This is a genomic window from Enterobacter sp. DC4, from assembly GCF_000568095.1.
In the GTDB taxonomy this organism is placed as follows: Bacteria; Pseudomonadota; Gammaproteobacteria; order Enterobacterales; family Enterobacteriaceae; genus Enterobacter; species Enterobacter pseudoroggenkampii.
The window spans coordinates 217,307-229,567 of sequence record NZ_AZUB01000007.1 but is presented as its reverse complement, the minus strand read 5'-3'; the positions used below and the strand labels follow the sequence as shown (position 1 = coordinate 229,567).

General features: G+C 44.8%; 11 protein-coding genes. 3 read left to right on the top strand and 8 right to left on the bottom strand.

Features of this window, described 5'->3' with window-relative positions; genetic code table 11:
• Nucleotides 1–203: hypothetical protein (locus tag P349_RS26885; RefSeq protein ID WP_238552260.1), on the top strand; the 203-nt coding region annotated here is incomplete at its 5' end.
• Complete coding sequence (gene drt3b / locus P349_RS04925) at nt 204–2,204, top strand: antiviral reverse transcriptase Drt3b (protein ID WP_032646102.1); 2,001 nt, start codon at nt 204–206, stop codon at nt 2,202–2,204. It abuts the gene before it with no gap.
• A gap of 599 nt (nt 2,205–2,803) precedes the next feature.
• Here the strand turns inward: drt3b and P349_RS0124585 are convergent.
• Nucleotides 2,804–3,274 carry a hypothetical protein gene (locus P349_RS0124585; protein WP_050597517.1) on the bottom strand — a complete coding sequence of 157 codons (471 nt, stop codon included), beginning with the start codon at nt 3,272–3,274 and terminating at the stop codon, nt 2,804–2,806.
• Between the two features lie 411 nt (nt 3,275–3,685).
• Between P349_RS0124585 and P349_RS04930 the strand changes: the two genes are divergently transcribed.
• Entirely contained in the window at nt 3,686–4,042 is a 357-nt protein-coding gene (locus P349_RS04930) for a hypothetical protein (protein ID WP_238550714.1), read from the top strand.
• 5 nt (nt 4,043–4,047) lie between these two features.
• Here P349_RS04930 and P349_RS04935 read toward each other — a convergent pair whose 3' ends face one another.
• From P349_RS04935 to P349_RS04965, 7 genes are all read right to left on the bottom strand, one after another.
• Nucleotides 4,048–4,866 (bottom strand): DUF4225 domain-containing protein, encoded by an 819-nt coding sequence (locus P349_RS04935; RefSeq protein ID WP_032646239.1) that lies wholly within the window; start codon nt 4,864–4,866, stop codon nt 4,048–4,050.
• Between the two features lie 122 nt (nt 4,867–4,988).
• On the bottom strand, nt 4,989–5,657 hold the full coding sequence (gene catA, locus P349_RS04940; protein ID WP_032646103.1) for a type A chloramphenicol O-acetyltransferase: 669 nt from the start codon (nt 5,655–5,657) through the stop codon (nt 4,989–4,991).
• 63 nt (nt 5,658–5,720) lie between these two features.
• A complete protein-coding gene (locus P349_RS04945) occupies nt 5,721–7,652 on the bottom strand; it encodes a putative bifunctional diguanylate cyclase/phosphodiesterase (protein WP_032646104.1) in 1,932 nt (643 codons plus the stop codon).
• A 17-nt stretch (nt 7,653–7,669) separates the two neighbouring features.
• Entirely contained in the window at nt 7,670–8,164 is a 495-nt protein-coding gene (locus P349_RS04950; protein WP_024909477.1) for a molybdopterin-dependent oxidoreductase, read from the bottom strand.
• Nucleotides 8,165–8,564: 400 nt separating this feature from the next.
• Nucleotides 8,565–9,152 (bottom strand): cytochrome b, encoded by a 588-nt coding sequence (locus P349_RS04955; RefSeq protein WP_050597516.1) that lies wholly within the window; start codon nt 9,150–9,152, stop codon nt 8,565–8,567.
• Nucleotides 9,149–10,222, bottom strand: a complete 1,074-nt coding sequence (locus P349_RS04960) for a catalase family peroxidase (RefSeq protein ID WP_032646107.1) — start codon at nt 10,220–10,222, stop codon at nt 9,149–9,151. Before P349_RS04960 ends, P349_RS04955 begins: the two co-directional genes overlap by 4 nt.
• A gap of 488 nt (nt 10,223–10,710) precedes the next feature.
• Nucleotides 10,711–12,255, bottom strand: coding sequence for a DHA2 family efflux MFS transporter permease subunit (locus tag P349_RS04965; protein ID WP_032646108.1), 1,545 nt, complete (start codon nt 12,253–12,255; stop codon nt 10,711–10,713).
• Between the last annotated feature and the right edge of the window lie 6 nt (nt 12,256–12,261).

Sequence of the window (12,261 nt, the reverse complement as noted above, 5' to 3'; positions counted from 1 at the left end):
TTGATCAACTTAAAGTTTTAGATTTAATTAAAAATAAAATGTTATTTTCATGCCGTTGTAGCTTAGGCAGTCAATTAATAATAAAGGAAGATAGGGAATTATTAAGAACATTAAGGAAGTACTCTTTTTTGAGTGGTTTTAATAATAGGAGAAAAGTAAGTTTTACTTTTAAAGAGATAAATGACATAAGGAGATGTTGGTAAATGAAAATAAAAATAAAAAAAGGTGATTATAACAGGGTTCTACTAACCGACGTATTACCTTATGAAGTACCTATCCTTTTTTCTAATGAAGATTTTTATCATATTATAAGCAGGGATGATTTGCCATGCGAATTCAAGGAATTATTCTCATTTGAAAATTTTAAAACTACTGTTCCGTACACATACAAAATAAAAAAAGGCCAAGCGAGTTTCCGTAGTTTGGCAATTATACATCCAGCGCATCAACTCAAAATATGTCATTTTTATAAGCAGTATGAACACCTTATAATTCATTTATGTTCGATAAGTGATATTTCTCTAAGATATCCTAATAAGATCGGGACCTACTATTATGAAAAAGACTTCTTAAAGGATAGGGTTAGATTAAAAGATGGGGGGGTTGATTTAGTGGTTGACGGCTTCGATTTGCAAAGTCAGACTGCTTCATCATATTTCTCTTATAGGAAATATCCTTTTCTTTATAAATTTTATGAATCTTTTGAATTTCACCGCCTTGAAAGGAAGTACGAATACATGGTGAAATTTGATATATCTAAATGTTTTTCACATATTTACACTCATAGTTTAGCTTGGGCTGTTAAAAATAAAAAATATGCAAAAGAGAATACGGACAGTACTCATTTTGAGGGAGCTCTTGATAAACTTTTCAGAGATTTTAATCATGGGGAGACGAATGGAATATTAATCGGCCCTGAAGTTTCAAGAATCTATGCGGAAATCATTTTGCAAAGAATAGATTTAAACATCATTGAGAAATTGAGCAAATTGTTTAATCTTAATTTCAATGACGATTATGTAATTAAAAGATATGTTGATGACTATTTTATCTTTGTTTCCGATGAGATGCATCTCTCAAAGATTGAAATGGTGCTATCTTCTGAACTCGAACATTATAAGCTTTATTTGAATGAATCGAAAAAAGAAACGACTGCAAGACCATTTATTACAGGGTTAACGATAGCAAAATATGAATTGAAGCAAGTTATTGACGACGTATATAGTGATATTGTAGATGTCGAGTCAATGTATGAAATTAATAGTTTGATCTCTAGAAAAAATATGGGAGATGACTTAGGGAAAATAGATAGTGTTTTTTTGTTAGATAAAAGAAAGAAAAAATTCAGCCGTGCTGGAGAAATTATAAAATCTATAAAGGTTGTTATTAAAAGAAACGAGATAACTTTTGATCAAGTTTCGAGTTATCTATTAATGGCATTGAAGAAAAAATTATTTTCATTGTTGAAGATATTATCTATCTATTCATATGATGAAAAACGGTATCTAAAACTAATGAGGTTCGTATCTGTACAATTAGAAGTGATTTTCTTTGTTTATTCGATGGATAATAGAGTTAGGCCGACATATGTAGCATGTCAAATAATATTGGAAGTGAATGCATTTGCTGAGCGATTCGATGATGATATTAAAGAGGTATTAAAGAAAAATCTTTTGGATGAAGTTGCATTGTCTTTGAAGAATGTTATTAGTTATTCAGGTGGTGGATATGTCGAGTTTTCTAATATTCTTATCGCCTTAAAGGAATTGGGCGGTGAATATTATTTCGATCAAAGTTATTTGATTGATTTCATTGATTCTAAAATGAATGACTCCGAGGGGTTAAGTTATTTTGTAATTTGCAGTATTTTGTACTATATCCATGGGCGGAATGATTGTGCAGCGCTTATTGAAAGGGTTGGGAATATAATACTTGATAAATTCAAAGATAATGCAAGCAATAAAAATGATTGCGAAATGACATTGTTGATATCCGATGTGTTATCTTGTCCTGTTCTTGATGATAAATATAAAATTAAAGCCTATAGAGCTTTTTATCCTTCAGGGAAAAAATCGAAGCCAACGGCTGAAATACAGCGTACTATCAATTTCTTCAGAGGTAAGGTGGTGTTTTTTAACTGGCTAGGAAATAAAAACCTCGAGCAAATTCTTTACAGAAAAGAGTTGCGAACCCCCTATGAATAGTTGTAGTATTTTTATGCTTTAACTGCGAAGTTGATTTTTGAAAATTTCAAAAATTAATGAATCACAATGCTTTCAGCATTGGCTTTTGAAACAAACGAGGACAAACGTTCGCGATAAGTTTGGTCTCTGCTGCTAATCAGACACACTATACGTTGAAGCTAAGGTGGGCCGCTAAGCGGCCCTTTCCTTATTGCCCCTTAATGGCGCCACAGTTCGTGAATTAAACATTGTTTTCATGCTGCAATTTCTATTAGCACATTCTCTTATCGCCTAGACCTCATGATGAAACACATCACCTCACCAAAGCCGAGGTAAATATGGACCTCCAGCGTAAGCATAAAACCACACACATCTAACGAAGATGTGAAACTCACTTTAACCCATTAACGCGCGCTCGTAACCCCACCACGACTGCCCGCTTTATGGAGTGGCTTTCATGCAGTTGCATGATAGGCTCTTAAGCGCGCCTTATCGGGCCTGAGAAGTAAAAATGCAAGTGCATATAGTCATGCGATTTCATGCAGTATAGGCATGCACTCATGCTACAGACATCAAAAAACCCGGCACTGGCCAGGCTTAAGTGAGCTTTTCTGTTCAGGTCAGAACAGCTTTTTTTTTCGGTCGTCATGTGATCCTGATACCGGTGCTGAACCGGTCAGACTCATCACGTCTTCACGGATTCTCAACGGCAATATTTCATTCGTCGACTTCAACATTAGATTCAGGATAAATTCACGATACAGCTTATCTGCATCATTTGCCCCTTCAATAATGCCCGGTTTATGCTCTAAGCTATTCCACTCAAATTGTCTGTACTTCATCCTGAGCAGGTTGCTCAATTCGGCACTGTAAGACTCGTAAAGCTCATCGATACGCTCCTGAGTGATGCCATGATGGCAGTTCACATAGACATTTGCCTTATGCGCGGTCGCGTCAACCAGTACCGGCAGCAGCTCTTCTTTTTCAGTAATCAGTCCGGCTACTTCTGTAGCTGTTTCCTGTTGTTCCAGATACTCAGCCCGAAGAGATTTCATCTCCGGCGTTACGATGCCGCCTTTCTGGTCTAGCAATTCCCTGACCTACTCCCGATTATCTTTACTGACCTGTTCAGGTTAGGTCTGATGCTGGCGCAGAGCCCTGAGGTTCTCAATGGCTGTTTCTTTGGCCCGTCTGGCTTCCATCCAGGCCTCAATTTTTTGGTAGAGGTTGATAATCCGGGATTGGCAGCCGGAGGATAAGCCTTTTGTCAGTGTTTTCGTCTGGTGGGCTATTTTGTATGGGGCATAAGTTGGGACATTCAGAGTAAGGTCGAGAGTGATGCCCACATTGAAGCTTAATGTACACTAGAGAGATGAAGTGAAATCCAGAACGAAAGCCTATAATCTTACAGATAATGCTGGTTTATTTTCACCTGCCTGCTATCTCAGAAATTCGTTAGAAAGGTTAGTGTTTAAAAAAGCTCATCTTAAAGGTATCCTTGCATGAACATACCAATCATGAAGATAGGCGAGCAAGTGGCCAGTGAACTGACGGAAAAAGATCTACTAGATAATGGTTTTTCGCGTAAGCAATTATCTCGTCTGAAAGAGGTATTAAGCAGGAATGAAAATGCTGGCGAAACGCTTTCAACTTTAGTGGATGATCTAAGTAAGCGTTTTTATGGTGGAGTGATTTGTCTGATCCTTATCCTGGCACCGCTGATTTTCCTTCCCGTCTTTTATACTCCCTCTATGCTGGTATATTACCTACCTGTTGCAGTTTTTGGCGTGATTGCAGTCTGGTATCTGATACCGCTAGGCCTTTCATGGAAAGCGCATAAAATGATGAAAGGCCGGTAGGGGTCTCACTGCGTTTTATCGTTACTCTGCAATTGGTAAAGAGTATGCCCAATTTTGGCGCCTTTCAACGTTGCTCCGGCGCCCTTAATCGCCAGGGCCGTCCGGCTCATGGTGTTTACCTGTCTCATGAAGTCCGGGGCGAGATAACGGTACAGACGCCAGGCATCGGGCTTCAGAGTGAGTTTGAACATGCCATAATAGGACGTACTTAGATCTACCATCTGATAAGCAAGTAAACCCACTTTGCGGTCAAAGCCCAGAAATTCTGCCGAACCTTCAAAGCCATCACGCATAAAATTGATGGGTGACGCCTTTCCCGCCAACTTCTGGACACTCTCTGCTGCTGAAGATACGCCATTAAGTACCAGCGTTGCGCCAGCTATGATCCCAAGCATATTTCCGACCGGAACGGATGAGGCAATAACTCCAATACCGCCTGCAACCTGCAAACCGGAAATGACTACACCGATAAAATCGATGGCATAACCAAAGTATTTACCATTCTCTTCATAGATCCTGACTGATGCCGTGAGAACAGACTCACCTGTTCTGAGCATTCTGTCCTGAATCTTCAGATTATTATTTTCCTCGCGAATATTCTGGATACACAGCTGACATTCCTGTTCCGTCGCGCCATTCCTGATGGCTGCCAGTTGATATTTTCCAAAATCACGCACATTGTCTTGAAAACGCATGCGTGTCAGAGCATCTTTAATATGAAATCCCGATACCGCGAGCGCTGTATTCATTAGTTGATTCACTTCTAATGAGGCCATTGTCAGGAAATAGCCAGAAAAGCGATTACCACCTGTATAGATATCCAATTCCTTCCCTCGAATCGTAATAAAACTGAGAACATAGGGTAGCACATGCATTTCGGACAGCCGTTATAACAGTATCCCTTGCTGCCAGCTACCTATCAAAATATTTTAGTGCATTAGCCATTTCATTCTTCCTTCAGCCCCAACAAACCATCACACATCTCCTGCAACTCATTAAACATCCTTGCCACATGGAAGCCATCGCACACCGAATGATGAACCTGCACCGCCATAGGCAACAGCACTTTTCCATCCTGCTCGTAGTATTTTCCAAACGTGAACATAGGCGAAAAGAAGTTCTTCATGTGCGCAATGTTCATATTAAAGTTCGTAAACGTTACCCAAGGAATCGACGACACGAAAAAGACATTTTCCCGTGACTCTTCCTTGGGCCAGTAAGAAAGGTTATTGCCATAGCGGGCCGTATCTTCTGCATACGTGTTCTGAAAGTGATGAATATTGCCGTCATAATGGCTCCATAGCGACGAAAACGTCTCCGTTTCGGGATGGAAAATCGTATAGCTTGGATGAATTTCATTCCAGACGACGAGCTCATTGTCCTTCATGGCCATGCGGAACTCAGGATGCCGGTTCATGATGTTAGACAGGAGAAAAATGATAGTGGGGTAAAACTTCCAGCCCACCGCTTTGATATGTTTTCGCAGCGCGGTAATGTCGATCAGAACGGTTTGGTTAATTGTGCATTCAGCAAATGACTGGAAGACTTCAAAATGCTCCTTCCTTGGCCAACGAGATAAATCAACAGGCGTATAGGCCGGGGCTGTTTTTTTCATTGTTTAACCTTTGATTATCAATCGTCTACATGATTTAGGGCCAGAAACAACCGCACAACCATTTCAACCGTATCTAATCTTCCTGTCAATCTCAGCCTGTGGTTTTCCGAACAGGTATCCCTGCACGAGATCGCAGCCAAGCGCCTGAAGACGTTCAAGCTGCGCTTCGGTTTCAACACCTTCAGCAATGACCCGCATATTGAGGCTCTTCGCCATGCCGGTAATTAACTTAACGATATTTAGGGCATCATCCTGCGTGGATATCGGGTTCACAAAGGATTTGTCGATTTTAATTTTATCAAAATTAAGTTCACTCAGTCGTGAAAGCGAGGAATATCCCGTTCCGAAATCATCGATGGAAATTTTTACGCCCAGTGCCCGGAGCTTTTTGAGAATAGTGATCGGCATGTTGCTGTCACTGAAGAGCGAAGACTCTGTTACCTCTAACTCAAGTCGGTTGGCCGGCAGCCCCGTCTCTTTCAGAATGGACTGTACCATCGTGGTAAACGATTTAGTGCCTAGCTGAACGGGTGAGACGTTCACCGAGATCCTGGCCGGCACCGCCCAGGACACCGCTTCCCGGCAGGCCATCTCAAGCACCGACTTGCCGATCTCATTGATCATCCCCGTTTTTTCAGCGACGGAAATAAAATAATCTGGCGCGAGTATCCCTTTCACCGGGTGTATCCAGCGAATAAGCGCTTCATAGCCGTAAATTTCATTGCTGAATGCATCGACAATAGGCTGGTAATACACAACGAATTCATTGTGATCGATCGCCAGAGCCATATCATGTTCAAGGGTCCTGCTTTCCTGCAGTCTTTGCAGCATCCACTGCCGGAAGACTTTGATCTGCTGCGAACCTTCTTTTTTCGCTTCGTAGAGGGCCAGGTCGGCAAATTTGTAAAGATAATCAGAGCGTCGTTCATTATCTGATAAAACGATGCCCACGCAGGTGGCAATTTTTATCAGCTGATTATTAATCGTATAGGGCTGGCTGATATGATCGCTGATTTCTTTGGCGCGCGAAACGGCGGCGGTTTCCGTGAGTCCGCTGGAGAGAAGGGCGAATTCATCGCCGCCCAAACGGTAAAACGTATCCGTTGCGCTGCTCATCGAGGTCAGCCGTCGGGATACCTGATTCAGCAGCAAATCTCCCGTATCATGGCCATAGGTATCGTTGACCTCTTTGAAGCGGTCTAAATCAAATAACATCACCGTGACGGGGACGTGGTTTTTATCTGCCTGAAGATTAATTTTGTTGAGATCGTCCCAGAAGAAAAGGCGGTTTTTCATGCCGGTGAGGGAGTCATGATAAACATCATATTCCAGCTTCGAGTTCTGAATTTGCAGTTTTTCTTTTGATATTTGAAGTTCGTCAGCCAGGCTTTTAACCTGCATGTGTGCTTTCAGAATGTTTTTATTCTGGTAGATCATTAAGAAGCCAAGAATAAAGCTTAAAATCACCAGAAGCAAAGAAAGTGCGGAATAAATATAATACAGGATTTGTATTTTGTTGTTGGATTCATTAACAGTGTTAATATCTTTTGTTAATGCTGTTGCAGACAGCTGGCTGAGCGGTGCGTCGAGCTCATGCATATTTGTCAGGTATGCCTGTAACTCCGGATGGCTCATTTTTTCAAGATGGCTATCCAGATAGGCCAGTATTTTTTCTAAGCGTAAAGCGAGCTCCTGATGCGTTTTATCGCTGTCAATGTAGCGACCTAAATCGCCCCCCTTCATTAAATCGCCCTGACTGAGCATAATTTCGAGGCGCATACGGACCTGGTCTATCGTAACGTCATCAGTATCGGTTGCGTATAGACCAAGCCATGATTCAAAACGGTAATACTCTGATACCAGTTGTGCCACGGACCAGGACTCAGTGTATTGAGTCAGTTTTTGCAATTCCTGCTGTCGATCATAAACAAGGTATGCAATATATCCTGTCGTGATAAAAAGAGAAAAAATGATACCAACCAGTATCCTGTTCATTATGTTCTCCTGAACGACTACTCAATCTTCATTTTGCTTACCTGCCATGCTGATCGTGAGTAATAAATCTGATTATTCAACTCAGGAAGACTGTCATAGGGGTATACAATGAACGATGGGCCTTTATCGCGGATGCGCATATATTCGCCATTGACCTTTAAGGCAAGGATGGCGTTGTATTTTTTAAAGTCGCTGAGAGGGATGACGGTTGAGTAATCATTGAGCGCAATAACATTAACGTTCGTACCTTTTGCACCCACATAATCCATGAGCTTGCTCATGGGGACACCCTCAAACTTCGTACGACCGTTATACCAGGGGGAAGTCGTCTCGAAACTCACTACTCCGAGTTTTTCAAGGCTGGCGAGATCAAACACTGCTTTTCCATTTTCATTGGTATTTTCTATATTACCGTAAATCGTTAAAATGGGTTTACCAACTGGTTTTGGCAGGTCGCCAGCCCAGGTTACACTTTGTACCAGACAGCATAACAGCAGTAGGGTTAATCGCATTTTGACCTCCACCTTTTTAACAGAAGTATAAGAATTATAATTTAGATATCACACGAGTTGATATATTTTGTTGGGGAGTAGGGGGTTTTATCGTTTTTATTGATGTAAACTCATTTTAATCAATGAGTTAGGTGTTGCGAGTGTCAGGGTGTTTGATACTAGAGCGACGCTTAACTTTTTGATAAAAGCTAAAATTGCGGGCATAAATGCTCTTCTGTTTAAAAAATAACCGCTTTAATTGAGAGATATTATCTTCCACGATAATTGCGGGGTGTCCGTGGCTTTTTGGCGCGCGAATCTGGCGACGAAATACGCGCCCCGGTTGTGTGCGCTGTTTCAGGATGATGATGATAAGCGAGGACACGAACATTCTGATTGTGCGTGTCCCCTACCGCTTGCCTTACTTCACGTTATCCCGGATGGCTGACGCCGACTTACCCCCTTTCGCCATGCTGGCAAACACTGTGTCCCGGTAGATCCACGCATGAACGAGTGCGGCGGAGAGATGGACCAGCACCACGGCAAAAAGCAACTTTGCCAGAAGGCTATGGGCGTCGTGACACCAGGCATAGAGTGCTGGACTGTTCGGGACAATCGCCGGCAGGTTGACGCCATCAAACATGACAATTGGCAGGCCCGCAGCCGACAGCTGCGCCCAGCCCAGCAGCGGCATAGCCAGCATTAACCCATACAGCATCCAGTGTGATGCCTTTGCGGCAAGCACCTGCCAGACGGGCAAATCGGCAGGAAGTGGGGGCGTGCGGCTCAGGAGGCGGTTGACCAGACGAACCAGTGCCAGCAGTAAAATGGCGATACCCAGCGGCCGGTGGAGGTCGATTAACCAAATCCGGTGATGTAACGACGTCATCATCGCGGCACCGATGAAAAGCATGGCCAGGATCATCACCGCCATCAGCCAGTGCAGGCTTCGCGCCAGGGTATTGAAATGCTGCGGCGCGTGCCCTCGCATATCTTTATTTGAGCTCATTTTACCTCCTGCTTTTGCACGGCTTCGGTGGCCTTGCCGTAGCCGATTTCCCGCTCACGGCGGCTGAAAGAGTGGGAGTAGGCAGCGGAGCGGGCGTTTAAGATGGGATCATCAGACACCGCAACGCCTGCGGGAACGACAGAAGGATCAAAGTTAACGTCGCGGCACGCGCCTGTGGATTGTGCTTCGACCCGCGTCACTTCCAGCGTACCGGCTACCACCTTTTTGCGATCGTCCGGCCATGGCTGGGATGGGTCATCCACCGGATCGCCCGGCTGTGCGAGCTGCAAAACGTAATCCCAGTAGAGTGGCTTCTGCGCCAGGCGCTGACGCAGGTTTTCGAACAGGAAATTGTCATCGGCTTTCTGTCGTTGCTCATCGCTTATCGACAGGAAAGACTCGTGCGGACGCATCATCCAGCGAACGGCCTGGCGATCTCCCTGCGCGTTCACAAGGTAAAAGGCGTTAATGCTGTAAAACGTCGCGCCCGCGAAGCTGCCGGGCGCAGGTTTTTGTGCCGCCCATTTAAGGTATTTCTCCGCCTCCGGGTACGCTTTCAAAAAGTCTGCCAGACGCTGCGGATCCGGTTTTCCGGTGGCCGCATCAATGGCCGTGGCTTTTCGCAAGGCCAGAAAACCTTCCGGGCTGTGCGTGGCGAAGAAAGGCTCGTTGTTCATCGCCATCCGCCATTGTTGCTTGTCATCTGTCTTCAGCAGCAGCGCCATGCTCAGGGTTTTGGTCGTACTATCCGGGGCATGCGGATCGCCAGTACCAATAGAGAATCGACCCACCACGGGCACTTCCTGCTGCGAGAAGAGGCGGGAGGCAGAAAGAGAAACCGCCGAGCCGTTTGGCGTAAAGGTGCCGGCAAAGCAGATGCCTTTTCCATGCGCGCGGCGAAAACCCGGCGGGAAGGGTTTCGGTGTTTCCCCTACCAGTGCCTGGCTGACCGTGCGTGAACCAAGCCAGCCCGCCGTCCATGCAAAAGCAGATGCTAATGTACCGGCGACAACGGCGATTGCAGCCAGCGCGCCCCAGGTTTTTTTGGACCTCAAATCCAGTTTCGACATAGACGTTTTTCCAGAACAAAATATCTTCATCTGTCATACACAACGTATTGCGCGTGACAGGTGTTAATACAGTGGCGAATATGGCTCGAGTATAGGAACTAAGGGGCGTAAAGAAAGAATATCACGAAAAGTTTAAACCTTTCCGCTGTCAAAAAGACCGGTTTATTCACGTGTCGGAAGTTGTGACCGAGTCGGTGACCCAGCGAGAAAGAGTGGCGAAACAGGTAGGCGATGGCAGAAAATGTAAATAATGAACAGTAGGGAGTATGCGATATTATCGATGAGATCGTCAGTTAACGGTTTCAATCTGTGTCTGAATAATTGCCTGATTTAGGACGCTTCTTCCACTGGGAAGCGTCCACTTTTTTATATATTGAACAATATGTTTCTGATATTAAGTAACGCTTTTCCTGTACAGAAAGTCCTGGTATTTCTTCCATTAAATGTTCTCTTTTATTTGACGCTCACATCCCTGTGCTGAATAACGATTAATGTCCTACAGAAGCGGCATCAACAACGCGAGAGGGTTTCGGTGCTAAAGCAATAGCAAAAGCAGCGATAAAGAATATGACGCCTATCGACATCATCAGATTATTGGTGGAAAGCATCATGCTTTGGCTGTTAACCATCTTGTCAAAAAGCTCCCTAACAAACTGCCCACCTTGCTGAGGCGCCGAGTTGATGTACTGTGAAAGATCGCCTGTCGGGTCAACGACGGACGCCAGTCTGTCATGCGCAATATAGCGCTGGTCCTGCCAGGACGTTGTCACGAGCGATGTGGCAAACGCGCCTGATAACGTTCGAACAAAGTTCATTAACCCGGCCGCCGAGGGCATTTCCGCTTCATCTACAGAGCCCATTGCAAGCCCCGTAATCGGGACATAGTACAACGGCATGCCAACGCCCATGAATAACAAAGGGACACAGATGGACCAGTAATCCATATCGGTCGTCGCATAGGAGCGCCAGAAGGTATCGAGACCGAGCCAGGCACAGCCAAAGAAGATAAGAATGCGCGGATCGATTCTGTTGGAAAGGTTAGCGGCAACCGGAGAGAAGACCACCTGCAGAAGGCCGCCCCAGGCAACCACAATCCCTGCCCATGTTGTTGTATACCCTAAGTTATATTGTAGCCACAAAGGCGTGAGGACATTCAGACCAAAAAAACACCCAAACGCGAGTGCGAGAACAAACATGCTGGCCGAAAAACCACGATGGCGAAAAACGCTGATATCGACAATCGGATGGTCAGCGGTCAGCTCCCAGATGCAGAAACTTAAAAAGCCGATACAGGCCACAATCGCCAGAACCCAAATTTCTTCTGAGGCAAACCAGTCAAGGTCTTTCCCTTCATCCAGCATGATCTGCAGTGCACCAACCCAGATAACCAGTAAAACAAACCCAACGATATCAATAGCGTTATTAACCAGCTCATCTTCGAAGATTTTTAATACTGACCACGCGATGACTGAAAAAGCGATGGCCATCGGAACGTTGATGATAAACACCCACGACCAGCTGTAATGATCGCAAATCCAGCCACCGAGAACCGGGCCTATAACGGGTGCCAGCAATGTGGTCATTGCCCATAATCCCGTCGCCTGCATGGATTTTTCTTTCGGGAAAATACGCAGGAGCAACGTTTGTGATAAGGCCATCAGGGGGCCTCCCGCCATGCCTTGAAAAACCCTCATCAGCAGCAGCATTCCCAGAGAAGTGGAAAGGCCGCAAAGCAAAGAAAAAATGCCAAACATGAACACGGAAATGCAGAAAACGCGCACGCCGCCGAACCGGGTGGTTAACCATCCTGATAGCGGCACCGTTATGGCTTCAGCCACGGCATAGGCCGTGATGATCCAGGTTCCCTGGCTGGTTCCTGCGCCCAGGGCGCCAGCCATGTTGGGTTGAGTCACGTTTGCAATGGTCATATTGAGTACGGCTAAAAAGTTTGCCATTGCAAGAACCAGGGCACCCACCCATAACATACCGCCCTTCAGCGAAGGCGGCTGGTTATCGATAACGAATGTAGACATGGCCTG

Excerpts from the sequence above, each read along its gene's own strand:
- P349_RS04945 (WP_032646104.1), bottom strand. The coding sequence starts at position 7,652 with ATGAACAGGATACTGGTTGGTATCATTTTTTCTCTTTTTATCACGACA.
- P349_RS04955 (WP_050597516.1), bottom strand. The coding sequence starts at position 9,152 with ATGAGCTCAAATAAAGATATGCGAGGGCACGCGCCGCAGCATTTCAAT.
- drt3b (WP_032646102.1), top strand. The coding sequence starts at position 204 with ATGAAAATAAAAATAAAAAAAGGTGATTATAACAGGGTTCTACTAACC.
- P349_RS04965 (WP_032646108.1), bottom strand. The coding sequence starts at position 12,255 with ATGTCTACATTCGTTATCGATAACCAGCCGCCTTCGCTGAAGGGCGGT.
- P349_RS04930 (WP_238550714.1), top strand. The coding sequence starts at position 3,686 with ATGAACATACCAATCATGAAGATAGGCGAGCAAGTGGCCAGTGAACTG.
- P349_RS04960 (WP_032646107.1), bottom strand. The coding sequence starts at position 10,222 with ATGTCGAAACTGGATTTGAGGTCCAAAAAAACCTGGGGCGCGCTGGCT.
- P349_RS04950 (WP_024909477.1), bottom strand. The coding sequence starts at position 8,164 with ATGCGATTAACCCTACTGCTGTTATGCTGTCTGGTACAAAGTGTAACC.
- catA (WP_032646103.1), bottom strand. The coding sequence starts at position 5,657 with ATGAAAAAAACAGCCCCGGCCTATACGCCTGTTGATTTATCTCGTTGG.